22 protein-coding genes and 1 pseudogene are annotated in these 21,733 nt (G+C 75.2%); 12 read left to right on the top strand and 11 right to left on the bottom strand.

The window, feature by feature from the left end; translation table 11 throughout:
* Together G5C62_RS15535 and G5C62_RS15530 are read right to left on the bottom strand one after the other, a co-directional pair.
* A partial coding sequence (locus G5C62_RS15535; RefSeq protein ID WP_164701696.1) for a DUF1206 domain-containing protein occupies positions 1 to 724 on the bottom strand: 724 nt, incomplete at its 3' end.
* 37 nt (positions 725 to 761) lie between these two features.
* The gene (locus G5C62_RS15530) at positions 762 to 1,598 is read right to left on the bottom strand and encodes a DUF1206 domain-containing protein (RefSeq protein ID WP_164701695.1); all 837 of its coding nucleotides are present in this window, start codon (positions 1,596 to 1,598) and stop codon (positions 762 to 764) included.
* 157 nt (positions 1,599 to 1,755) lie between these two features.
* Here G5C62_RS15530 and G5C62_RS15525 point away from each other — a divergent pair, with 157 nt between their 5' ends.
* From G5C62_RS15525 to G5C62_RS15500, 6 genes are all read left to right on the top strand, one after another.
* The gene (locus tag G5C62_RS15525) at positions 1,756 to 2,397 is read left to right on the top strand and encodes a hypothetical protein (protein ID WP_052091131.1); all 642 of its coding nucleotides are present in this window, start codon (positions 1,756 to 1,758) and stop codon (positions 2,395 to 2,397) included.
* Positions 2,398 to 2,755: 358 nt separating this feature from the next.
* The gene (locus G5C62_RS15520) at positions 2,756 to 3,469 is read left to right on the top strand and encodes a hypothetical protein (protein WP_052091130.1); all 714 of its coding nucleotides are present in this window, start codon (positions 2,756 to 2,758) and stop codon (positions 3,467 to 3,469) included.
* 102 nt (positions 3,470 to 3,571) lie between these two features.
* Positions 3,572 to 4,831 (top strand): cytochrome P450, encoded by a 1,260-nt coding sequence (locus G5C62_RS15515; protein WP_241175929.1) that lies wholly within the window; start codon positions 3,572 to 3,574, stop codon positions 4,829 to 4,831.
* Between the two features lie 107 nt (positions 4,832 to 4,938).
* Positions 4,939 to 5,673, top strand: a complete 735-nt coding sequence (locus tag G5C62_RS15510) for an alpha/beta fold hydrolase (RefSeq protein ID WP_241175928.1) — start codon at positions 4,939 to 4,941, stop codon at positions 5,671 to 5,673.
* A gap of 2 nt (positions 5,674 to 5,675) precedes the next feature.
* Positions 5,676 to 7,961, top strand: a complete 2,286-nt coding sequence (locus tag G5C62_RS15505; protein WP_231558116.1) for a SpoIIE family protein phosphatase — start codon at positions 5,676 to 5,678, stop codon at positions 7,959 to 7,961.
* Positions 7,962 to 8,028: 67 nt separating this feature from the next.
* On the top strand, positions 8,029 to 8,553 hold the full coding sequence (locus G5C62_RS15500) for a hypothetical protein (protein ID WP_164701692.1): 525 nt from the start codon (positions 8,029 to 8,031) through the stop codon (positions 8,551 to 8,553).
* A 6-nt stretch (positions 8,554 to 8,559) separates the two neighbouring features.
* On the opposite strand, the gene G5C62_RS15495 is transcribed toward G5C62_RS15500, so the two are convergent.
* Positions 8,560 to 10,887, bottom strand: a complete 2,328-nt coding sequence (locus G5C62_RS15495) for an AAA family ATPase (RefSeq protein ID WP_164701691.1) — start codon at positions 10,885 to 10,887, stop codon at positions 8,560 to 8,562.
* A gap of 151 nt (positions 10,888 to 11,038) precedes the next feature.
* Here G5C62_RS15495 and G5C62_RS15490 point away from each other — a divergent pair, with 151 nt between their 5' ends.
* On the top strand, positions 11,039 to 11,773 hold the full coding sequence (locus G5C62_RS15490) for an alanyl-tRNA editing protein (RefSeq protein ID WP_036335783.1): 735 nt from the start codon (positions 11,039 to 11,041) through the stop codon (positions 11,771 to 11,773).
* 45 nt (positions 11,774 to 11,818) lie between these two features.
* On the opposite strand, the gene G5C62_RS15485 is transcribed toward G5C62_RS15490, so the two are convergent.
* From G5C62_RS15485 to G5C62_RS15470, 4 genes are all read right to left on the bottom strand, one after another.
* A complete protein-coding gene (locus tag G5C62_RS15485; RefSeq protein WP_036335781.1) occupies positions 11,819 to 12,394 on the bottom strand; it encodes a TetR/AcrR family transcriptional regulator in 576 nt (191 codons plus the stop codon).
* Positions 12,387 to 13,217 (bottom strand): alpha/beta fold hydrolase, encoded by an 831-nt coding sequence (locus tag G5C62_RS15480; RefSeq protein ID WP_036335779.1) that lies wholly within the window; start codon positions 13,215 to 13,217, stop codon positions 12,387 to 12,389. The genes G5C62_RS15485 and G5C62_RS15480 overlap by 8 nt, the downstream gene beginning before the upstream one ends.
* Before the next feature lie 94 nt (positions 13,218 to 13,311).
* Positions 13,312 to 13,887, bottom strand: coding sequence for a DUF664 domain-containing protein (locus tag G5C62_RS15475; RefSeq protein WP_164701690.1), 576 nt, complete (start codon positions 13,885 to 13,887; stop codon positions 13,312 to 13,314).
* Positions 13,888 to 13,914: 27 nt separating this feature from the next.
* Positions 13,915 to 14,340: a DUF1810 domain-containing protein gene (locus G5C62_RS15470; protein ID WP_036335775.1), complete on the bottom strand. Its 426-nt coding sequence runs from the start codon at positions 14,338 to 14,340 to the stop codon at positions 13,915 to 13,917.
* Between the two features lie 101 nt (positions 14,341 to 14,441).
* Here G5C62_RS15470 and G5C62_RS15465 point away from each other — a divergent pair, with 101 nt between their 5' ends.
* The 3 genes from G5C62_RS15465 to G5C62_RS15455 all read left to right on the top strand — a co-directional run bounded on the left by G5C62_RS15465 (position 14,442) and on the right by G5C62_RS15455 (position 17,330).
* A complete protein-coding gene (locus tag G5C62_RS15465) occupies positions 14,442 to 15,605 on the top strand; it encodes an acyl-CoA dehydrogenase family protein (protein ID WP_036335774.1) in 1,164 nt (387 codons plus the stop codon).
* Positions 15,602 to 16,669, top strand: coding sequence for an acyl-CoA dehydrogenase family protein (locus G5C62_RS15460; protein ID WP_036335773.1), 1,068 nt, complete (start codon positions 15,602 to 15,604; stop codon positions 16,667 to 16,669). Before G5C62_RS15465 ends, G5C62_RS15460 begins: the two co-directional genes overlap by 4 nt.
* Positions 16,670 to 16,730: 61 nt before the next feature.
* Positions 16,731 to 17,330 carry a GNAT family N-acetyltransferase gene (locus G5C62_RS15455; RefSeq protein ID WP_206330672.1) on the top strand — a complete coding sequence of 200 codons (600 nt, stop codon included), beginning with the start codon at positions 16,731 to 16,733 and terminating at the stop codon, positions 17,328 to 17,330.
* Positions 17,331 to 17,352: 22 nt separating this feature from the next.
* Here G5C62_RS15455 and G5C62_RS15450 read toward each other — a convergent pair whose 3' ends face one another.
* From G5C62_RS15450 to G5C62_RS15435, 4 genes are all read right to left on the bottom strand, one after another.
* Positions 17,353 to 17,976: a hypothetical protein gene (locus G5C62_RS15450; RefSeq protein WP_036335771.1), complete on the bottom strand. Its 624-nt coding sequence runs from the start codon at positions 17,974 to 17,976 to the stop codon at positions 17,353 to 17,355.
* 185 nt (positions 17,977 to 18,161) lie between these two features.
* The gene (locus G5C62_RS15445) at positions 18,162 to 18,926 is read right to left on the bottom strand and encodes a DUF6308 family protein (protein ID WP_231558103.1); all 765 of its coding nucleotides are present in this window, start codon (positions 18,924 to 18,926) and stop codon (positions 18,162 to 18,164) included.
* Between the two features lie 10 nt (positions 18,927 to 18,936).
* The gene (locus tag G5C62_RS15440) at positions 18,937 to 19,257 is read right to left on the bottom strand and encodes an EthD family reductase (protein ID WP_156119131.1); all 321 of its coding nucleotides are present in this window, start codon (positions 19,255 to 19,257) and stop codon (positions 18,937 to 18,939) included.
* Positions 19,258 to 19,339: 82 nt separating this feature from the next.
* Positions 19,340 to 20,380: a glutathione S-transferase family protein gene (locus tag G5C62_RS15435; RefSeq protein WP_206330671.1), complete on the bottom strand. Its 1,041-nt coding sequence runs from the start codon at positions 20,378 to 20,380 to the stop codon at positions 19,340 to 19,342.
* A gap of 99 nt (positions 20,381 to 20,479) precedes the next feature.
* On the opposite strand from G5C62_RS15435, the gene G5C62_RS15430 reads away from it, so the two are divergent.
* A complete protein-coding gene (locus G5C62_RS15430) occupies positions 20,480 to 20,707 on the top strand; it encodes a hypothetical protein (protein ID WP_164701688.1) in 228 nt (75 codons plus the stop codon).
* A gap of 246 nt (positions 20,708 to 20,953) precedes the next feature.
* A pseudogene (locus tag G5C62_RS15425) lies at positions 20,954 to 21,733 on the top strand (endonuclease); the annotation flags it as partial.

Genomic DNA, 21,733 nt, shown 5'->3' with positions numbered 1-21,733 from the left:
CGGTCGCCGTCGACACGTCCCGGGTCGCCGCCGCGTACACCAGCAGACCGCCGGAGACGGTGAAGGCGATGCCCTTCGCCACGTAGCCGAACGAGCCCAGCCGCTCGATCAGTGGTTCCCATCGGTCGGGGGCCGAGTCGAGGTCGACGTCCCGCATGAACTTCCCGGTCACCCCGCGGACGAGCACGTACAGGCCGACGGCGGCGACGCCGAGCCCGACGGCGACCACCAGCGTCGATCCGCCGGGGATCTCCAGTGCGTCGTCGGCCATCGCCTGGAACCGCTCGTCGGCCTGGTAGCCGGCGCCGACGGCGAAGAACAGGGCCGTGAGCCCCAGCACCGCGTACACGACGGCCTTCGCCGCGCACTTGGCGCAGACGACGCCGGTGCGCAGCCGGCGCTCCGGACGGAGCAGCCCGGTCCACCACCGCAGCACCTCGCCGGCCTGCCAGAGCGCCAGGGCGAACAGGCCCAGCCCGATGCCCCACAGCAGCACCCGGCCGCCGGGGGACTCGGAGACCGCCTGCAGCGCCCCGGTCTGGTCGGCGTCCTCGGTGCCGGGCTCCACGAACCAGGCGATCCGGAAGGCCAGCCAGCCGATGAGCAGGTGCAGCACGCCGTACGCGACCAGCCCGACCCGGGCCAGGTGCTCGAGGACGGGGTGATCGGTGACCTCCCGGGCGCGGGCCACGGCGTCGTGCACCCGCTGCGGGACGACGTTCACCACGGTGATGGTGCCCGAGCAGCTCGACCCGCGCCGGTCAGGTGCGCTCGGGGAACCGGGCGCGGAAGAGGCAGAAGACGCCGAACGCGGCGATGCCGAGGGCGACCAGGGTGAGGAGGGCCTGACCGAACGGCGCCGACAGGATGGTCTGCATCGCGTCGTCGAGCCCGCCGGCCTTGTCGGAGTCGAAGGTGATCGCGGCCCAGCCGAGGAGGCCACCGACGACCGCCAGGGCGCCCCCCTTCGCCGGGTAGCCCACCTGGCCCAGCCGCTCGATCAGCCGGCGCTGGGTCGCCGAGGCCTCGGCGGTCTCGATCTCCTTGAGGAACCGCTTGGTGACGCCCTTGTGCACCAGGTAGGCACCCACCCCGAGCAGCGCGAGTGCCGCAGCTCCGACGAGGTAGCGGCCACCGGGCCAGCCGAGGACCCCGGCGACCGTCTGCTCCTCCTGCCCCGAGCTGGACTGCCCTCCACCGGTGGCGAACCGGATCGCGGTGTAGGCCAGGACCAGGTAGATGACGGTCTTGGCGATCGCCTTGGCGATCGTGGCGAGCGCGTCCTTCCGCGCATCGCCGGAGGCCTGCAGGCCGGCCCGGTGACGCAGCACCTCGGCCAGCTGCCAGACGGCCAGCGAGAGCAGGCCCAGGGCCAGCACCCACAGCAGCGGCTTCCCGAACGGCTGGGCCGCCAGCGTGGCCATCGCGCCCGACTGGTCGGCCGAGCCGCCACCGCCGCCCCAGGCCAGTTGCAGCGACAGCCAGGCCAGCAGCAGGTGGACGACGCCGTAGGCGATCAGCCCCACCCGCGCCAGGTTCTCCAGCGCGTCGCTGTTGCCTGCCCGGTCGGCGCTCGCCGCGGTTCCCGAGGTGCCCATGACCGTTCCTCCTGTGTCGCCGTGTGCTCGGCGATCGCCTGTCGCAAGCGGCGATCAGCGTGGCACAACACGCGGTCGACCGCCGGGGGAGCGCGTGCGGGACCGGGGGTGCCGGTCCGTACGGGACGGATCCCGGTCGGTGAGGGAGAATGGCGGCGTGACGAACGCCGTGACCGCCGGCCGGCAGGCCGGGAGCTCCCCGATCACCCCACCCACCCCGGAGCAGGCCCGGGCCACCTGGCCGCGGATGGCGGCGCTGGGCGGCGTCCTGCTCGCGCTCGCGGTCCTGGCGCTGACCTGGTCCGAGGTGGGTCCGCGGGTGCTGCTGGGCGCGGTCGGCCTGTTCGGCGTCGTCCAGGGCGTGCGGGTGCTGCGCCGTGCCCGCACCGGTGCCGTCGAGCGCGCGGCCGCGCTGGTCGGCGCGGGCGGCGTCTGGCTCGGGGCCCTCGCCATGGGCATGGCACTGCTGTCGGCGACGGCGACCGGCTGGCTGTTCGTCGCCGCCGGCGTCATCGCGCTGCCGGCCCTGGCCGTCGCCGCCACCGACCGGCGTCCGCTGGCCCTCGGTGGTGCCGTGCTGGTCGCGGCCGCCGCGGTGGCGATCGCCGTGCTCGGTGGGGTCGACGCCCTGCTGGCCACGGCGCGCGTCCTCGCCGCGGGGACGGTCGGGGCCCTCGGCCTGGCCAACCTGGCCGGGGCCGTCGGCATGGCGCGGGTCGCCCGCCGGCCGGCCCCGGCCCCGGCGGCCGGTTGCGGTGGCTGCGCCTGCGGTGCCGGCGGCTGCGGTTCGGCCGGCTGAGCACCCCCGTCCCGTCCCACCGCGGCGCGCCGTCCAGTCGTCTCGCGCCGGACACCTGCCCGTCACCGGAGCGACCTAGCGTCGATCCGGAGGTGGGCGGGAGACCCCTGACCCACCCGCAGGGGGAGGCCGGGGACACCGGCCGGGCGAGAGGAACGGGACATGCGCACGATCGAACGCACGCTCTGGACGTGCGAGAACTGCCGACGCAAGAACGCCAGCGCCCGGAAGCGCTGCGCCGACTGCGGCACCACCCGGCACTGATCGACACCACCCGCCGGCCGTGCGCAACGGGGCGCCGGCCCGGAGGGCCCCGAACCCAGGCGTGACCTGACCGCCGGCTGGTAATCCGCTGGGCATGCTGCCCGTCGTCGACATCGCCGGCCGAGCGGTCGCCGTCCCGCTCGCGGCGCTCGCCCGTGCCCGTGGTGCCAAACCCCTGCACCCACGAGGGCTGACCTTCTCCGCTCGGCTCGAGCGCTGGGGGCTGCCCCGGGAGACCGGGGTCCCCTGGTTGGACTCCACCGGCACCGACGACGTCCTGGTGCGGCTCTCCCGCGGCGCGGGCCTGCCCCGGCCGCTGCCGGACCTGCTCGGGTTCGCGCTGCGACTGCCGCGGGACCCCCCGGTGGACCTGCTGCTCTCCTCCACCGGCACCGGCCGGTGGAGCCGCCGGGTCCCGGTCCTGCGCCAGGACGCCGGCAGCAGCTACGGGTCGATCATGGCCTACGGCAGCGCGGCCGGCCCGGTGCGGCTGACCGCCGTCCCGCAGCGGTCGGGGATCCCCTCCGACCGTCCGGGGCTCACCGTCCACGGCCCCGGCCTGCAGATCACCCTCTGCGCGGCGATCGGCCGCGGCCCGGACGAGCCGTTCGCCCAGGTCACGCTGCTCCGGCCCACCGACCCGCCGGACCCGGCCGTGCACTTCGACGCCGTCCTGCACGCGCCGCCGGGGCTGGCCGCCGACGGGCCGATGGCCCGCTTCCGGCACCCGGCCTACGCCGCTGCGCGGGCCGCCAGGGGCGAGCCCCTGCCGGACGAGTCCCCGGCGACCTGGCGGGGCCGCGGCTGAGGTGCACGCGCTGCTGCGGTTGCTGGGCCACGACGACGGCGGCGCCCGAGGAGGGTGCTGAGCTCCGGTTTCCCCGACGGCCCGGTGGGAACGCCACAGGCCATGATCCGCATGCCCCGGCTGGACCAGTCGATCCAGATGTTGGCCAGGGGTTACGCCTGGCTGCCCGACCTGCGCCGCGCGGCCGGTCGGGACACCGTGCGCACCCGGCTGATGGTGCGCCCGACCCTCGGCCTCGTGGGGGCCGGTGGCGCTCGCTTCCTCTACGACGAGCGCAACGTGCGCCGCAGCGGTGCGTTGCCCGAGCCGGTCGTCAGCACGCTGTTCGGTCACGGGGCCGTGCACACCCTCGACGGCGAGCCCCACCGGGTGCGCAAGGCGATGTTCGTGGACCTGCTGATGGGCGAGGGGATCGGCGACCTGGTCGACCGGGTCACCACCGCCTGGGACGAGGCCACGCAGCGCTGGGCGCAGCAGCCGCAGGTCGTGCTGATGGACGCAGCCGCCGAGGTGCTCACCCGCGGGGTCTGTGACTGGGCGGCGGTGCCGGTCAGCGAGGACGAGCTGCCGGCGCTGGCCCGCGACCTCACCACCCTGGTCGACGGCTTCGCCACTGGTGCCCCTCGGCACTGGCGTGCCCGCCGGGCGCGGCAGCGGCGCGAGGCGTGGCTGGCCGGGATCGTCGAGGAGGTGCGCAGCGGCCGGCGGAGCGTGCCCGCGGGCTCGGTGCTCGATGTCGTCGCCGGCCACCGCGACTCCGACGGGGAGCTGCTGGAGCCGCGGGTGGCCGCGGTCGAGGTGCTCAACGTGATCCGGCCGACCGTCGCCGTCTGCTGGTTCGTCGGCTTCACCGCGCACGCCCTGCACCACTGGCCGGCCATCCGGGAGCGGCTGCGCACCGGCGAGCCGGCGTTCGCCACGGCCGTGGCCCACGAGGTGCGCCGGTTCTACCCGTTCGCCCCGTTCATCGGTGGCCGGTCGCCGCGGGCGGTCGAGTGGGAGGGGGAGACGGTGCCAGCCGGGGCCATGGTGCTGCTGGACCTGTTCGGGCAGAACCACGATCCTGAGCTCTTCCCCGAGCCCTACGCATTCCGGCCCGAGCGGTTCCTGGACGGCGAGGGAGCCGGCGCCGCCGTCCGGCGGATCGGCCCGTGGGAGCTGGTCCCGCAGGGGGCCGGTGACCCGCGCACCGGGCACCGCTGCCCCGGCGAGGACATCACCGTCGCGCTGCTGTCGGCGCTCGCCGTCCGGCTGGCCCGGCTGACGTACACCCTGCCGCCCCAGGACCTGGAGATCTCACTCAGCCGCATCCCCGCACGGCCGGCGAGTGGGGTCGTGCTCACCGCGGTCCGGCCCGGCTGACCGGTGCGGAGGCTGGTACCGGAACAGCCCGGTCGCGTAGGTTCGTCCCCATGAGCGTCCGCACGCGGCACGACGTCCGTGTGAGCGGTCGACCAGGTGGCCGGCCGATGGTGTTCGCACACGGCTATGGCTGTGACCAGAACATGTGGCGGTTCATCACCCCCGACTTCGAGGTGGATCACCAGGTGGTCACCTTCGACCACGTGGGGTTCGGCCACTCCGACCTCTCGGCCTACGACCCGGTGAAGTACAACAGCCTGCGCGGGTACGCCGCGGACGTCGTCGAGGTCATGCGCGACCTGGAGCTGACCGACGCGGTGTTCGTCGGGCACTCGGTCAGCGCCATGATCGGGGTGCTGGCCCACGCCCAGGCCCCCGAGCTGTTCGGGGCGCTGGTGATGGTCGGGCCCAGCGCCCGGTACGTCGACGACGGCGACTACGTCGGGGGCTTCTCCCGGGCCCAGATCAAGGACCTGCTGGACAACCTGGACGCCAACCACCTGGGTTGGTCCGCCGCGATCGCGCCGGTGATCATGGGCAACCCGGACCGGCCCGAGCTGGCCGCCGAGCTGACCAACAGCTTCTGCCGCACCGATCCCGACGTGGCGCGGCAGTTCGCCCGGGTCTCCTTCCTCTCCGACAACCGGGCCGACCTGCCCGGCGTCGACGTCCCCACCCTGGTGCTGCAGTGCTCGGAGGACGTGATCGCGCCCGAGACGGCCGGTCGGTACGTGCACGAGCACATCCCCGGCTCGACCTTCACCCAGCTGTCCGCGACCGGGCACTGCCCGCACCTGAGCGCACCGGAGGAGACCACGGCCGCCATCCGGGCCTGGACGTGACGGTGTCCCGCACGGCCGGCTCCGACCGTCGTCGCGGGGAGGGCGACCGGGCGCAGCTGGACCAGCTGCTCGAGGACGACCCGGCCGACCTCTACGAGAACGCACCCTGCGGCTACCTGTCCACGCTGCCGGACGGGACGATCGTCAAGGTCAACCAGACGCTGTGCAGCTGGCTGGGCCGCCCCGCCGAGCGGGTGCTGCGCACCCGGCTGCGCGACCTGCTCAGCGTCGGCGGCCAGGTCTTCCACGACACCCACCTGGCCCCGCTGCTGCGGATGCAGGGGGCGGTCCGCGAGGTCGCCCTGGACGTCGTCCGGGACGACGGCTCGGTGCTGCCCTGCCTGGTGAACGCGGTCGAGCTGCGCGACCCCGAGGGTCGGCCGGTGCTGGTGCGCGCGACGCTGTTCGAGGCCACCGCCCGGCGGCGCTACGAGCGGGAGATCCTGACCGCGCACCGGGCCGCGGAGCTCTCCGAGGCCCGGTCGCGGACGCTGCAGCAGGTCGTCGTGCAGCTGGCCGGCGCGACGTCGGTGGCCGACGTGGCCGGTGTCGTCGTCCAGCAGGCGCGTTCGGCGCTGCGCAGTCGCGGAGCCGCGCTGCTGCTGGTCGTCCCCGGTCCGGCCGGGTCCGACGGCGACGCCGACGGTGTGGTGCGGCGGTCGGAGCTGGTCGTGGCCCGCAGCGACGGTCTGCCGGCTGCCCTGCTGGACCAGCTGGCCACCGCGGCCGACGGGCGGATCGCCCTGGAGCTGGCCGAGGGGCTGCGGGTCGTCGTGCCCGACGAGCGGCTGCACGGCCGGCGGCCCGAGCTGGCCGCTGCGCTGGAGAGCGCGGAGCTGCAGGCGCTCGTCGTCGTCCCGGTGTCCGCCGACACCCGCCGGCTCGGCGTCCTGCTGCTCGGCCAGGGCAGCTCGGGCGCCGACGACCTGATCGACCTCGACGAGCCCCGGGACGGCGTGCTCTCGGACGGGGACGTCGACCTGCTGTGGACGCTGGGCCGCCAGGCCGGTCAGGCGCTGGAGCGGGCCCGGCTGCACGAGGAGACCACCCGCCAGGCCGCGCGCTCGGCCTTCCTGCTGCACGCCGCACGGCAGATGGCCGCGGCGGCCGGGGTGGGGGAGACGGTCGACCGGCTGTCGGAGCTGGCCGTGCCGCGGCTGGCCGACGTCTGCATGCTCGACCTGGTCACCCAGCACGGGGCCCGGCGGGTGCTCGCCCGGCACGGGGACCCGGCCCGCCAGCACCTGGTCGACGACCTGCTCGAGTGGGCGCCACCGGCCCGGGAGCTGCCCTTCCCGGCCCGGCGGGCGCTGGCCGAGGGACGCACCCAGTGGTTCTCCGCGCCCGACGACGCCTGGCTGGTCTCGGTGGTCCGCGATCCCCGGGAGCTGGCGGGGGTGCGGGCACTGGAGCTGGCCAGCATCGTCAGCGTGCCGCTGGTGGCGGAGGGACGGTCGCTGGGCGTGCTGACCCTGAGCGCCGACCGGCGCCGGGGCGCGTTCACCGCCGCCGACGTCGAGGTGGTCGAGCAGCTGGCGCACCAGGTGTCCCTGGTGCTCGCCAAGGCCCAGCGGTACGAGCTGGAGTCGCGGACCTCGCACACCCTGCAGGCCACCCTGCTGCCGCCGCACCCGCCCGCGGTGCCGGGGATGACCGTCGCCGTGCGCTACCTGGCCGCCACCTCCGGCGTGGAGATCGGTGGGGACTTCTACGACGTCGCCACGTTGCCCGGCGACCACGTGGCGATCGCGGTTGGCGACGTGGTGGGGCACGACATCACCGCGGCGGCGACGATGGGGCAGCTGCGCAGCGTCTACCGGGCCCTGCTGGTGGAGGCGCCTGCGCCGTCCGCGGTCATCGACCGGCTGCAGGCCAGCTGGCCGCTGCTCGGGCTGCAGCGGATGGCCACGGCCCTCTTCGCCACCCTGGACCTGCCCACCGGGTTGCTGCACGTCGCCTCGGCCGGGCACCCGCCGCCGCTGCTGATCGTCGACGGCCGCGCCGAGTACCTGCCGGTGGCGCCCAGCCGGATGCTCGGGGCACCACCGGCGCCCGCCGTCGAGTGGAGCGGCGTCGTGCCGCCGGGGGCGACGCTCCTGCTGTACACCGACGGCCTGGTGGAGAGCCGCACCAGCGACCTGGACACCGGCCTGGCCCGGCTGCAGGTGGCGGCCGAGCGCTGGGCCGCTGTGGGCGCCGACGAGCTCTGCGACCGGCTGCTGGCCGAGCTGGCCGGAGCACACCGCGCCGACGACATCGCCCTGCTGGCGCTCACCCGCGACGCCTGACCCCGGGACCTTCGGCTCCTGCGCTGCGTCCGGTCGGGCGGGGAGGCTGGGGGGACGCAGCTGTGGGGTGGCCGTGCAGTTCGCGGTGGTGGCCCTGCGGGCGTCCGGCGTCACCGCCGAGGTCGACGTGCTGCCCGACCCGGCCGACCCGGAGCACCTGGCGACCGTGCGCGTGACGGGGCGCGGCGAGCCCGACGCCACCGACGTGCGGGCGGCCGCGGCGATCGGCGCCCGGCACACCGACCGTGCGCCGTTCCTGCCCGAGCCGCTGCCGGCCGGCCTGGTCGACCGGCTGCAGGCCGAGGCGGGCCGGGACGGCGTCTGGCTCAAGCCGATCAGCCGGACGGAGGAGGAGGCGGCCGTCGCCGTCTTGCTCGACCAGGGCGAGCAGCTGGAGCAGCACGACCCGGCGTACCTGGCCGAGCTGCAGGCCTGGCTGCGGACCGACCCGGACGCACCCGACGGGGTACCGGTCGCGGCCCTGCCCACGGAGAGCCGCGCCACGAACTTCGCCGTCCGCGACTTCGCCGGCGGCAGCGGACCACGGCCCACCCCCGCGACACCGGCCGACGAGGTGCTCCGGGTCAGCTGACCCGGCTCACCCCTCGACCGGCTGGGGCTCGGTGAGGCGGTCCAGTTCGCGGGGGAGCTCGCCGGGGTGCAGCACGGCCAGCCGCTGGGTGGGCCGGGTGAGCGCCACGTACAGGTCGCTGTGCCCGCGCACGCCCTCGGCGAGCACCGCGGCCGGGTCGACCAGCAGCACCGAGTCGAACTCCAGGCCCTTGGCGTCGGCGGGCACCAGCACGACCGGCCCGGCGGAGGAGTCCGCGGCCGGGCCGCTGGAGACCGCCGGCCAGCCGGTGCGCAGGCAGTCGACGACGTCGTCGACCCGGCTCGGGGGCACGATCACCGCGACCGTGCCCCCGGCGGCGGCCAGCTCGGCGGTCACGTCGGCGACCCGGGGGAGCAGCGTCGCCTCGCTCACCTGCTCGGCGGTCGGCGGCACCCCGGTGCTGCGCACGGACCGGGGCGCGGTGGTGCCGGCGCCGCCGGCGGCCAGCACGTCGGCGGCGACGGCCATGACCTCGGCCGGGGTCCGGTAGTTCACCGTCAACTGGGCGAGCCGCCACTGCGCAGCGGCGTGCGGCGCGAGGACCGCGCCCCAGTCGGTGGCGCCGGCCAGGCTGCCGGTCTGGGCCAGGTCGCCGACGACGGTCATCGACCGGGTGGGGCACTTGCGGGCCAGCAGCCGCCAGGTCATCGCCGACAGCTCCTGCGCCTCGTCGACGACCACGTGCCCGAAGGTCCAGGTGCGGTCGGTCGCCGCCCGCTCGGCGGCCGACCGGACGTCGACCTCGGCCTCGCGGTCGGCGAGCATCTCGGCGTCCAGCAGGTCGCCGGCGGTCAGCTCCTCGCCGTCCTCGTCGTCGTCGAGGTCGGTGGAGCGGGAGCCGTACAGCAGGTCGAGGGTCTCCTGCGCCTCGTCCCGGGCCTGCCGACGACGACGTGCCTCACGGGCGCGGTCGGCGCTGTCGTCGTACCCGAGCAGCTCGTCGGCCTCCTCCAGCAGCGGGACGTCGGCCGGCGTCCACGGCGTGCCGGCCGGCCGGGCCAGGAGGGCGCGGTCCTCGTCGGTCCAGCCCTTCGTCGCCCGCGCGATGCGCTCGGGGGAGGAGAGCAGGTCACCGAGCAGCTGCTCGGCGGTGAGCACCGGCCACATCTCGTCGACCAGCGCCCGGACGGCGGCCTCCCCGGCGATCTCCGAGCGCAGCGCGTCCAGGTCCCGGGAGTCCAGCAGGCTGCCGCCGCCGCGCACGTCGGCGCCGATCCGGTCGGCGTAGCGCTGGGCGACCAGGTCGACCAGGGCGCGGCGGAAGGCCGGCCGGCCCAGGTTGTGCAGCCGGGACGCGCGCCGGCCGGCGGTACGGCAGCGGGTGAGGTCGACCGCGCGCAGCTTGATCGACACCCCGTCGATGCGCAGCTCGCGGATGCCGCGGGGCACCGTCTCCCGGTCGCGGACGGCGGCCTTGAGCACGTCGACCATCGCCAGCCGGCCCTTGACCTCGGCCACCTGCTGGCTCTCCGCGCCGCGGGCGTCCAGCCCGGGGCGCAGCTGGCCGAGCCCGGCGAGCAGCACCCCGGTCTCACCGAGCGCGGGCAGCACGTCGGCGATGTAGCGCAGGAAGGTCGGCGTGGGCCCGACGACGAGCAGGCCGCTGCGGGCCAGCCGGTCGCGGTGGGTGTACAGCAGGTAGGCCGCCCGGTGCAGCGCGACCGCCGTCTTCCCGGTGCCCGGGCCGCCCTGCACGACCAGCACCCCGCGGGCGTCGCTGCGGATGATGGCGTCCTGCTCGGCCTGGATGGTGGCCACGATGTCGGCCATCCGGCCGGTGCGCTGGGCGGTGAGCGCGGCCATCAGCGCCGCCTCGCCGGTCAGCGGCGGGCCGTCGGTGTCCTCGGGGCGCACGGTGAGCACCTCGTCGTTGACCGCGGTGACCGCCCGGCTGCGGGTGCGGATGTGCCGGCGGCGCACCACGCCCTCGGGCCGGAACGGGGTCGCGGTGTAGAACGGCCGGGACGCCGGCGCGCGCCAGTCGACGAGGGCCGGGTCGCCCGCGGGGTCGTCGGCGGGCAGCCCGACCCGGCCGATGTAGAGCGGCTGTGGCTGCTCCTGGCGGTCCAGCCGGCCGATCACCAGCCCGTGGTCGGCGGCGTCCAGCGCGGTGATCCGCTGGGAGTGGAAACGCGCCGCGGCCTCCCGCTCACCGAGGGACTGGGGGTTGATCACCGGGCTCGCCAGCGCCTGCCGGAAGCGGGTCACGGCGAGCTCGCGGGCGGCATCCAGCCGGCGGTACAGGTCGGTGACGGCGTCCTGCTCGGCGGCGATGGCCGGGTCAGGGGCGACGTCCGGGGACGGGCTCGACAACTTCGGCTGCTCCTCGGACGTGGTGGGACGCGGACGGGGCCCTGCGGCGACTGGCAACCGTACGGGCTGCGGTGGTCTTCCCCGACCCTGCGGGCCACTGGACTGCGGGTGGACTGGTCCGCAGCCGGCCCGCGGCGGGCAGGATGCGGGCATGGCTGCTGCGCACGCCGGACACACCCACCGCCTCGACCTGGCCGACGCCACCGTGCGCGAGTGGGACGCCACCGTGGTCGCCGCCGACCCCGAGCAGGGGATCGTGCTGGACCGTTCCGCGTTCTACCCCGGCGGCGGCGGTCAGCCCCCGGACCAGGGCGTGCTGCTGTGGGGCGGGGTCCGCACCCGGATCGCCGGGACCCGCCGCGGCGACGAGCTGTACCTCGTGCCCGAGGAGGGCGACCCGCTGCCACCGCCCGGGACGGCGGTGCGCGGAGCGCTGGACGACGAGCGCCGGACCGCGCTGATGCGCACTCACTCGGGGCTGCACGTGCTCACCGGCGTCGTCTTCCGGGACTTCGGTGCGCTGGTCACCGGCGGCACCATGGAGCCGCTGACCGCCCGGATGGACTTCGACCTCGCCGAGGTGCCGGCCGACTTCAAGGAGCGGGTCGCCGAGTCGGTGAACGCCGAGCTGGCCGCCGACCGCCGGATCGAGGTCCGGGAGCTGCCCAGGGACGAGGCGTTCGCGATCCCGGACATCATCCGGACCGCCACCAACCTGCTGCCGCCGGACATCGAGGTGGTGCGGATCGTGGACATCGTCGGGCTGGACACCCAGGCCGACGGCGGCACCCACGTGGCGTCCACGGCGATGGTGGGCCGGGTCGAGGTGCTGAAGGTGGAGAACAAGGGCCGCGGCTTCCGCCGCCTCCGCCTCCGAATCGTGTGACCACCACAATGGCCATTTTGGTGGGTGGGTCGGGCGGCGTCCGGGCTACTGCGGGGAGGAGGCGTTCCGCAGGCCACGGTCGAGGAGGGCGATGAGCCACTCGAAGCTGTCATCGACGTCGGCGGACCACTGGAAGGCGTTGGCGGACTGCAGCGTGGCGAAACCGTGGAGGAAGCTGCGCAGCGCGCGCAGCGCGTGGTCCATCTCCGCTCCCTCGACCGCGTAGGACCGGAGCACCGCGGTGAACGAGCCGAGCAACCCCAGCCCCGCGACGGCGACCGGGTCGTCCGGACCGGTCGGCTCGACGCCGATCGTGGCCGCGTACCGGCCCGGGTGGGTGAGCACGAAGTCGCGGAACGCGTGGGCGGCGGCGGCGAGCGCGTCCCGGCCGGCGCAGCCCTGCGTGGCGGTGCCGACGGCGGCGGCTGCCTCGGCGAGGGCGAGCGCGGCGATCCCGCGGTTCAGGTCGTCCTGGCCGGCGACGTGCTTGTAGAGCGACGGGGTGCGCACGCCGACCCGCTCGGCCAGCCGGCCCATGGTCAGGCCGGCGAAGCCGACCTCGTCGGCGAGCGCCGCACCGGCCTCGACGACGGCGGTCCGGTCGAGACCGGCCCTAGGCACGGACGGAGTCCAGGAACGACAGGACCAGAGCACTGACCTGGTCGGGGAACTGGACGTGCGGGTAGTGCCCGGCGCCGTCGACCATCGCCAGCCGCCCCAGTCCGGGCGGCAGTGCGGCCGCGATCGCCTCGCCCTCGGCCTGCGGGGAGGCCCAGTCGGGGTCCAGCGTGCCCTGCACCACCAGCACGGGGCAGCGGACGTCGGCCAGCCGCGCACCGGCGTCCGTGGGCGCCGTCCTGCCCATCCCCTGCAGGGCCTTCATCCGGCCCGGCTCCCGCAGCATCGCCTCGATCTGGTCGAGGCGGGCGTCCCAGTCCGTCGGCTTCGGCCCGGGGTACGCCACCGCCAGGTACCTCCGCCACTGCCCGGTGCTGCCGAGCAGGGCGGTGCCGAGCAGGTGGCGCATGCCGCGCCGGAAGCGGGCGTTCCGCAGGTCGCCGAGCGCGATCTGCTGCTTGCGGGTGAACGGCGCCAGCTCGACCACCGCGGTGACCTGGGAGGGGGCCGTCGCCGCGGCGATCGTGACGGCGCCACCGGAGATGGAGTGACCGACCAGCACGGCCGGGCCGCCCAGGTGCTCCACCAGGGCGATGAGGTCACCGGCGATGTCCGTCCGCGTGTAGGACGTCCAGCCCACGCTGGACTCGCCGGAGCCGCGCAGGTCCACGGCGGCGACCCGGTACCCGGCCGCGACCAGGGCCGGGGCGAGGAAGCGGTACGCCGCGCGGCTGTCACCCATGCCGTGGGCCAGGACGACGAGCGGGCCGACTCCGGTCACCTCGTACGCGATCGTGCCGCCGTCAACGGTCAGGTGCTCGGTCATGTCGTCTCCCACTTGGCTAAGTTCGTTAGCCCAAAACTAACGCGATTAGCCACTCGTGGTCAAGGGTGCACCACGACGAGGTGTGGCCGCCCGCTCAGCCCACCGGTCGACGGCCCACCTGCGGGCGCCAGCCGGGTGGCGGGTCCTCGCCGACCAGCCCGTCGACGGCCTCGCGGAGCAGGTCGGCGTGCCCGGTGTGCCGGCCGTACTCCTCGATCAGGTCGCACAGCAGTCGGCGCAGACCGGCGCGCTCGCCGTCCGGGCCGGTCAGGTCGACCCGCTGGTCCATCCCGCCGTCGGCCAGGGCGGCGTCCCACCGGGCGCGGGAGCGCGCGACGGCGTCGTCCCAGAGCGCGTACAGCCGCTCGGGGGAGTCATCGGTGGCGGAGGTGAACGGCCAGTCGTCGCCGCCGGCCCACTCCGACTCCCAGGGCTCACCGATCGGTGCGCCGCTCAGCCGTCCGGTGGAGACGTCGTCCTCCACGCTGGCCAGGTGCTTGAGCAGGCCGCCCAGGGTGAGGGCAGAGGCGCCGATCCGGGTCTGGAGCCCAGCGGCGTCCAGGTCGGCGGCCTTCCAGCGGAAGGTGGTGCGCAGCCGGTCGAGTGCGCCGAGCAGGTGCTCGGCCTCGGTGCCGGCGAAGGGCGGTTCCCAGGGGGTGTCGTCGCTCATGGCGGCACCGTAGGGCCGGTGGTCGTCCTACAGCCGGGACGTCGTCGCGGCGTCCTCGGCGCCGGCGAAGTACTGGTCCAGGACGGCGGCGAAGACCGGCTCCTCGGGTGCGGCCCGGGCGAAGAGCGTCATCGACGAGCGCAGCTTCTGCGCGTCGATCGACCCGAGGACGGCGACCGGGTCGTCGATGTCCAGCTCGGTCAGCGCCTCGGCGCACTCGCGCAGCCGGGGACCGAGCACCGGGTGGGCCAGGTACGCGCGGGCCTCGTCCAGCCCGCTGATGGCGTACCGCTGGGCCATCGCGCTGCTGCCGAGGCCGGCCAGCTGTGGGAGGACGAACCACATCCAGTGGCTGGTCTTCCGCCCGGCACGCAGCTCGGACAGCGCCCGGTCGTAGGTGCCGCCGGAGTCCTGCGCGTCGACGAACCGGGAGAGCGAGAAGGGATCGGTCACCCGGCCACCCTGCCCCCCAGTGGGCCGGGGCACACGGCAGCCGGTAGAACCGACACCGGACCCAGCGAGACCGGGCACCACACCGACGTGGGGAGCACTGCATGGGCAGCAACTCGTTGACGCTGGCGCCCGCGCCGCGATCGGCCGCCGCCGAGGAGGTGCGGGCCGAGGTGCGCGAGTTCCTCGCCGCCGAACTGGCCGCCGGGAGCTTCACCACGCACGTGGACACCTGGCTGTCCGGAGTCGACCCGGCGTTCTCCCGCAAGCTCGGCGAGCGCGGCTGGCTGGGGATGACCTGGCCGAAGCAGTACGGCGGCCACGAGCGGACGGCGATGGAGCGGTACGCGGTCACCGAGGAGCTGTTGGCCGCCGGCGCCCCGGTCGCGGCGCACTGGATCGCCGACCGGCAGTCCGGCCCGAACCTGCTGCGCTACGGCACCGAGGCCCAGCGTGCGGAGATCCTGCCGCGGATCGCGGCGGGGGAGTGCTACTTCGTGATCGGGATGAGCGAGCCGGACAGCGGCTCGGACCTCGCCTCGATCCGCACCCGGGCCACCCGCAACGGCGACGGCGACTGGGTGGTCAACGGCGCGAAGGTCTGGACGTCGAACGCGCACACCTCGCACTACGCGATCACCCTGGTGCGCACGTCGCCGGCCGACCCGGCCAGCCGGCACGCGGGGCTCTCCCAGCTGCTGGTCGACCTGTCGCTGCCCGGCATCACCGTCAACCCGATCCGGATCCTCGACGGCGGCCACCACTTCAACGAGGTCGTGTTCGAGGACGTGGTCATCCCCGGCGACATGCTGCTGGGCGAGGAGGGCGCGGGCTGGCACCAGGTGACCGCGGAGCTGGCCTTCGAGCGATCCGGGCCGGAACGGTTCCTGTCCACCTACCCGCTGATCGCCGAGTTCGCCCGGCGCGCGGCCGAGGGCCAGGACCCGGCGCAGCTGGCCACCCTGGGCCGGCTGTCGGCCCGGCTGCTCGCCCTGCGCCAGCTGTCGCTCCGCATCGCCGGGGCGCTGGACCGCGGGGAGCTGCCCGACATCCCGGCCGCCCTGGTCAAGGACGTGGGGACGACGTTCGAGGCCGACGTGATCGACGAGGTGCGCCGGGTGGTCGACGTCCCGGCGTCGCTGGACTCACCCGACCCGCTGGGCCGGGCCCTGGCCGAGGCACAGCTGCACGCGCCGGGCTACACGCTGCGCGGCGGCACCAACGAGATCCTGCGCGGGATCGTGGCACGAGGGCTGGGACTGCGATGACCTCCTCCGACGTGGACCTGGTCGTCGAGACCGTCCGGGACATCCTGACGAAGTTCGAGCCGTTCGTGCTCACCGCCGAACGGCCGTGGGACGCCGGGCTGTGGTCCGCACTCGCCGCGGCCGGGCTGACCGGGGTGGGGCTGCCCGAGGAGGCCGGCGGCTCCGGCGGCGAGCTGGCGGACGCCGTGGCGATCGTGGGGGCGCTGGCCGCCGGGGCTGCGGCCGTGCCGGTGGCCGAGCAGCTGTTGGTGGCCGCGCCCGCCGTCCTGGCCGCCGGCCTCGACCTGCCGGCACCCGAGGAGCCGCTCTCCGTCGCGGTGGACGGCGCGGTCACCGCCGAGCCCCGGGACGACGGTGACGGCCCGGGCAGCTGGACGCTCACCGGCACCGCGACCGACGTGGCGTGGGCCGGCGTCGCGCAGCACCTCGCCGTGCTCGCGACCAGCGCGGTGGGGCCGGTGCTCGCACTGGTCGACGTCGCCGGGCGGGAGACCACGCACGCGGCGAACCTGGCCGGCGAACCGCGCGGCTCGTTCGTGCTGCAGGGGGTGACCGCGGCCGGGGCGCTGCTCACCGACGCGCAGGCCGAGCAGTTGCGGGCGCGGTACGCGCTGGCCCGGGCGGTGCAGCTGTCCGCGGCGCTGCAGCAGGTGCTGGCCTGGACGGTGCACCACGCCGGCGAGCGGCACCAGTTCGGCCGGCCGCTGGGCAAGTTCCAGGCGATCCAGATGGAGCTGGCCGAGATGGCCGGTGAGGTGACCGCGGTGGCGGCGCTGGTCGACGCCGCGGTGCAGGCGGTCGAGCGCGGGGAGTCGCTGGTGCTGGCGGCCGCGGCGGCCAAGGTGCGGGCCGGGGCTGCGGTCGAGGTGGTCGCCCGGCTGGCCCACCAGGTGCACGGCGCGATCGGCTTCACCCAGGAGCACCGGCTGCACCACCTCACCCGGCGCTGCTGGTCGTGGCGGGACGAGGCCGGCACCGAGACGGCGTGGGCCCGGGTGCTCGGCGCCGGCCTGCTCGCCGACGGCCCCGACGGGCTCTGGCCGGCACTCACCCGGGTGGTGTGAGGAAAGGACCCCCGTGCCCCCCACCACTCGCGAGCTCGCGGCGGGACCCTGCACGGGGGCCGTGATCCGGTCGTACCGCCGCTCCGACCGGGCGGCGGTCTACGACGTCTGTGTGCGCACCGCCGACGCCGGGGGCGACGCCCGGGGCCGGTGGTCGAGCGACGACCTGATGCCCGACCTGTTCGCCGGCCCGTACGTCGACCTCGAGCCGGACCGGGCGTTCGTACTGGACGACGGCGGGCGGGCGGTCGGCTACGTGCTGGGCACCGCGGACACGGCCGGCTTCGTGCAGGCCTGGCGGGCGCAGTGGCTGCCCCGGCTGACCGACCGATACCCGGCACCGCCCGAGCCGCCGCGCACGGCGGAGGAGCGGATGGTGTCGCTGCTGCACCGGCCGGAGCGGATGCTCGTGCCCGAGCTCGCGGCGTACCCGGCGCACCTGCACATCGACCTGCTGCCCGAGGCGCAGGGCGCCGGTTGGGGGCGGGCGCTGATCGAGGTGTTCTGCGCCGCGGTCGCCGCGGCCGGGGCACCCGGCGTGCACCTGGGCGTGGACCCGGTCAACGCCCGCGCCCTCGGCTTCTACGCCCGGCTCGGCTTCACCGAGGTCGCCGTCCCGTCGGTCCCGGGCGCGGTCTTCCTCGCCCGCCCGGCCGCCTGACCCGCGCTCGTCCCGCCGTCGACTACACGGTCTCGGGGATGCGGAGGTGGGCGACGACCAGGTCGAACTCGGCGACCTCGGTGATCCGCCCGCCCGTCGCCCGCGCGTACTCCGTGCGCAGCGCGTCCGCGCGCTGGCCGGCGACGAGCATCGCCTCCCGGTCGGCGTAGGCGACGGCCAGCACGGTGTTGCCGGAGACCCGGTCGATCATCAGGTTGGCGCTGCAGAAGCCGGTGAGCTCCTCGATCCGGGGCAGGAGAGCCATCCGGAAGGTGGCGACGTCGTCGTCGAGCGCCGCCGGGTTCGGGCGCGAGCTCCAGATGAGCCGGCAGACGGCATCGGCGCCGGTGGGCTGCACCCGGTGCATGACGGCGACCTCCCACTGCGCCACCACCGGCACGGCACCGAGCAGCTGGCCGAGGCGGGCGCGGTCGCGGCGCATGCCCTCGGCGCTGCCCAGCATGGACTGCTCGTCCGCCCAGCCGCTGGCGACGATGCAGCGACCGGTGCGGCGGCCGACGAGCATGGACAGCCCGGTGCAGCCCGGGAGGTCGGTGGTCGCCGGGAGCCACTCGTCGCGGACGAACTCGATCGCGTCGTCGAGGGCACGCGGGTTGCCACGGAGGGTGGTGGTCCGTGCGTACATGGGCTGCCTCCTCGCCTCCGGCGCCGCCCCCGGCAACGCCGCCGTGCAGCGAATCGTGCTCGTGTGCCTGGGCCGAGGTCAGCCGGGGAACGGGCTTCGATCACCGGACCCGGCGTTGCGTCACGGCCCGCTCAACGACGACGCACCCTCTGCTCCCCGGGGGACGGGGAATCTCGCCCGGTCGCTCAGCGGGTCGCGGTGAGCGACCGGCGCCCCTCCTCGGTCGCCTCGCCCAGCGCCACCGCCGTGCCCAGCCGCAGCGTGCCGCTGAGCCACACCAGCAGGTCGTGCAGCCGCAGCCGGGTCAGCGGGGCGCCGAGCAGCTCGGCCGCCGCCTGCTCCAGCGCCGTGAAGGCGGCATCGTTGGCGCGGAGCTCGCGGTGCACGACCGCCGCCGTCCCGCTGTCGCCCTCGCGCAGGTGCGGCACCGTCTGCAGCCAGGTGGCGCGGTGCAGCAACGGCACCAGGTCGGGACGGCGGTGGTGCAGCGCAGCCGGCACGTGCCGCCGCTGCGGTTCGGGCAGCTCACCGAGACCGCGCAGGGCGGCGCCGACGGTGCCCGGTTCACCGAGCACCGAGAGCTCGTCGTCCGGCAGCTCCCAGAAGGCCCGCCCGGCCGCACGCCCGGCGAGGGCGGCGGCCACGGGCTCGGCCGCGTCGAGGGCAGTGCGGACCGCAGACCAGGCGTCGGGGCCCAGACGGCCGTGCAGCCCCTCGGCCACCAGCACGTCCTCGTCGCCCAGTGGCCCGGCGGGCACCGGCCGGGCGTCGAAGCGCTCGTAGCCGAAGGCCGGCACCTGCACCCACCGGCCGTCCCGCTCGTTGGGGGAGCGGTACCGCAGCGGCCGCCGTCCCCGGGCGTACCCGAGGACGGCGGCCAGCGCGGTGCCCCACGGCAGCGGCTCGGGCCCGGCGCTGGGCAGTGCGAGGTCCGGCCGGCCGGTCAGCACGGTGCGGAGGTCAGCCGGCCGGGCTGACGTCGTCCAGGTCGAAGCTGGACATGGACGCCCCGCCGGTGGCGAAGGTGGCGACGTCCGCGCCGGCGGCGCGGCCGGCCTCGGAGCCCATGCCGGCCCCCATCGCGTCGGCGGACTCGAAGTCCAGCTCGGCGATCAGGTACGGCCCGGGCGCGATGGGGTCCATCGACCGCGGGTGCCCGACGGTGAAGCGGAGGAGCCCGGGGATGGCCTGCGCCAGGCCGACGTGCACGTCCCGGTAGTGCTGGTCGAACTCCGCCGGGTCGGTCGGCTGGCCGTACTGGACGATCAGTCTGTGCACCACTGCGCCACCTCTCCTCGGTCCGCGGGCTCCGCTGCCCGGGACGCCGTGGTCAGCCAACCAGGGCGCCCGGGCTGCGGCGCGCTCAGCGGTGGCCGATGCCGCCGGGGCCGTGCTCGGGCGGGATGACCTCGCCCTCGATCGGCGGCCCGGGCGGGGTGCCGTCGCCGAACGGGCGGCCGCCCAGCTCCTCGCGGCCGTGCGGGGTCAGCCAGACCGACGTGTCCGGGCCCATCGGGATGATCTGGGTCGGGTTGATGTCGGCGTGCACCACGTAGTAGTGCTCCTTGATCTGCGGGAAGTCGGTGGTGTCACCGAAGCCCGGGGTCTGGAACAGGTCGCGGGCGTAGCCCCACAGCGCCGGCAGCTCGGTCAGCTTGTTCCGGTTGGCCTTGAAGTGGCCGTGGTAGACGGGGTCGAACCGGGCCAGCGTGGTGAACAGCCGCACGTCGGCCTCGGTGATCGTCTCGCCCATCAGGAACCGGCGGGTCGACAGCCGCTCCTCCAGCCAGTCCATCGCCGTCCACAGCCGCTGGTAGGCCTTGTCGTAGGCCTCCTGGGAGCCGGCGAACCCACAGCGGTAAACGCCGTTGTTCACCTCGGTGAAGATCCGCTCGATCACCTCGTCCATCTCCGCCCGCAGGTGCTCGGGGTAGAGGTCGGGGGCGCCGTCGCGGTGGAACGCGGTCCACTCGCTGGAGAAGTCCAGCGTCATCTGCTTGAAGTCGTTGGTGACGACGGCCCCGGTCGGGACGTCGACCATCGCCGGCACCGTGATGCCGCGCGGGTACTCCGGGTCGCGGGCGAAGAACGCCTGCTGCAGGCGCTCGTACCCCAGCACCGGGTCGCGGCCGTCGGGGTCGAGGTCGAAGGTCCAGCTGCGCTCGTCGTGCGTTGGCCCGCAGATGCCCATGGAGATGGCCTGCTCCAGGCCGAGCAGCCGCCGGACGATCGCCGCACGGTTGGCCCACGGGCAGGCCCGGGCGATGACCAGCCGGTACCGGCCGGCCTCCACCGGCCATCGGCTGTCGCCGTCGGCGGTGATCCGGTCGGTGATGTAGTTCTGGTCCCGCTGGTAGTCCTGGCCCTTTTCGACGTAACCGCTGCCGCTCTTGGAGGTGCTCACCCCTCCAGCCTCGCCGACCGGACGCTCCGCCGCAGCGTGTGGCGCGCGGCGCCGGGCTGTCCACGGCCTCATGGGTCCCGGCCGGGCTAGCCTCTGGGCATGGTCGCACCCTTCCGCCCGCCCTGGTTCGGCCACCGGGGAGTGCAGCTGCTGGCGGGCGTGGCGGTGGCCTACAACCTCGTCGCGATCGTGCTGCGGCTGGTGGACGGTGACTGGGGCGAGGCCTTCCTGAGCTTCGCGTGGACCGTGGTGTTCGGCTACGTGCTGGTGGAGTCGCTGCGGTTCCGCAAGCAGCAGGACACCGGTCAGGACACCGCCGCCGACTGACCGGCGACTCGACGGCACCGCTCCGTGCCCCTGGCCGGTGCCGGGGCAGCGGAGTGGTCCTCGGCGCACTGGGAACGGGACGGCGGGATGGAGCCGGTCACGGCCACGCGTCCGAGGACTCGCCGGGGACGCCGTCCATCGCCTTGGCGTGTCACGAAATGGTCACTTAACGTCAGCGAGTCGTCCACATCCGCCCCTCAGGCTGTGCCCGGACCCACTCCGCGTCGCCCTCCGAGAGGACCGTTCGTGCCCCTCCCCACTGGTACCGCCCGCACCGCTGCGAGGCGCGCTGCCCTCGGCGCGGCAGCGACATCCGCTGCCGTGCTCGCCGCCGTCGCCGTCCCGGCGGTCGCGGTCGCCGCGCCGCCCACCACGCCCTTCATCTCCGAGATCCACTACGACAACGTCAGCACCGACGTGGGTGAGTTCGTCGAGGTGCAGCTCTCCGCCGGCACCAGCTCCGACGGCCTGAGCGTGGTCCTCTACAACGGGGGCAACGGTGCGGTCTACGACACCGACGCGCTCCCGGCCGTGACCGCGCCCGCGGACGGCTCGGCCGTCGCGGTCGTCGACTACCCGTCCAACGGGATCCAGAACGGCGCCCCGGACGCGGTCGCCCTGGTCCGCGGCACGGAGGTGCTCGAGTTCCTCTCCTACGAGGGGACGATGACCGCCGCCGGCGGCCCGGCCGCCGGGACGACCAGCATCGACATCGGAGTCGAGGAGACCGGCAGCGAGCCGGCTGGGCAGTCGCTGTCGCGCAGCTACGACGCGGCCACCGACGCGCTCGTCTGGTCCGGTCCGGCCGCGGCCAGCAAGGGCGTGGTCAACTCCGCAGCGCCCGGCCCGGTCGACCCGCCGCCGCCCTCCGGCGAGGTCTGCGACACCCCGGTGACGCACGAGATCGGCGACGTGCAGGGCGCGGGCGCGACCACCCCGCTGGCCGGCTCCACGGTCACCGTGGAGGGCGTCGTCGTCGGCGACGTCCCCGGGCTCTCCGGCTTCTACCTGCAGGACGCCGACGGT

Source organism: Modestobacter sp. KNN46-3, assembly GCF_011039295.1.
The sequence above is the reverse complement of the archived record's forward strand: the minus strand, read 5'-3'. Positions and strand labels throughout refer to the sequence as shown.

Excerpts from the sequence above, each read along its gene's own strand:
- G5C62_RS15530 (WP_164701695.1), bottom strand. The coding sequence starts at position 1,598 with ATGGGCACCTCGGGAACCGCGGCGAGCGCCGACCGGGCAGGCAACAGC.
- G5C62_RS15450 (WP_036335771.1), bottom strand. The coding sequence starts at position 17,976 with ATGTACGCACGGACCACCACCCTCCGTGGCAACCCGCGTGCCCTCGAC.
- G5C62_RS15475 (WP_164701690.1), bottom strand. The coding sequence starts at position 13,887 with ATGAGCGACGACACCCCCTGGGAACCGCCCTTCGCCGGCACCGAGGCC.
- G5C62_RS15460 (WP_036335773.1), top strand. The coding sequence starts at position 15,602 with ATGACCTCCTCCGACGTGGACCTGGTCGTCGAGACCGTCCGGGACATC.
- G5C62_RS15430 (WP_164701688.1), top strand. The coding sequence starts at position 20,480 with ATGGTCGCACCCTTCCGCCCGCCCTGGTTCGGCCACCGGGGAGTGCAG.
- G5C62_RS15480 (WP_036335779.1), bottom strand. The coding sequence starts at position 13,217 with ATGACCGAGCACCTGACCGTTGACGGCGGCACGATCGCGTACGAGGTG.
- G5C62_RS15510 (WP_241175928.1), top strand. The coding sequence starts at position 4,939 with ATGGTGTTCGCACACGGCTATGGCTGTGACCAGAACATGTGGCGGTTC.
- G5C62_RS15490 (WP_036335783.1), top strand. The coding sequence starts at position 11,039 with ATGGCTGCTGCGCACGCCGGACACACCCACCGCCTCGACCTGGCCGAC.
- G5C62_RS15515 (WP_241175929.1), top strand. The coding sequence starts at position 3,572 with ATGATCCGCATGCCCCGGCTGGACCAGTCGATCCAGATGTTGGCCAGG.
- G5C62_RS15465 (WP_036335774.1), top strand. The coding sequence starts at position 14,442 with ATGGGCAGCAACTCGTTGACGCTGGCGCCCGCGCCGCGATCGGCCGCC.
- G5C62_RS15520 (WP_052091130.1), top strand. The coding sequence starts at position 2,756 with ATGCTGCCCGTCGTCGACATCGCCGGCCGAGCGGTCGCCGTCCCGCTC.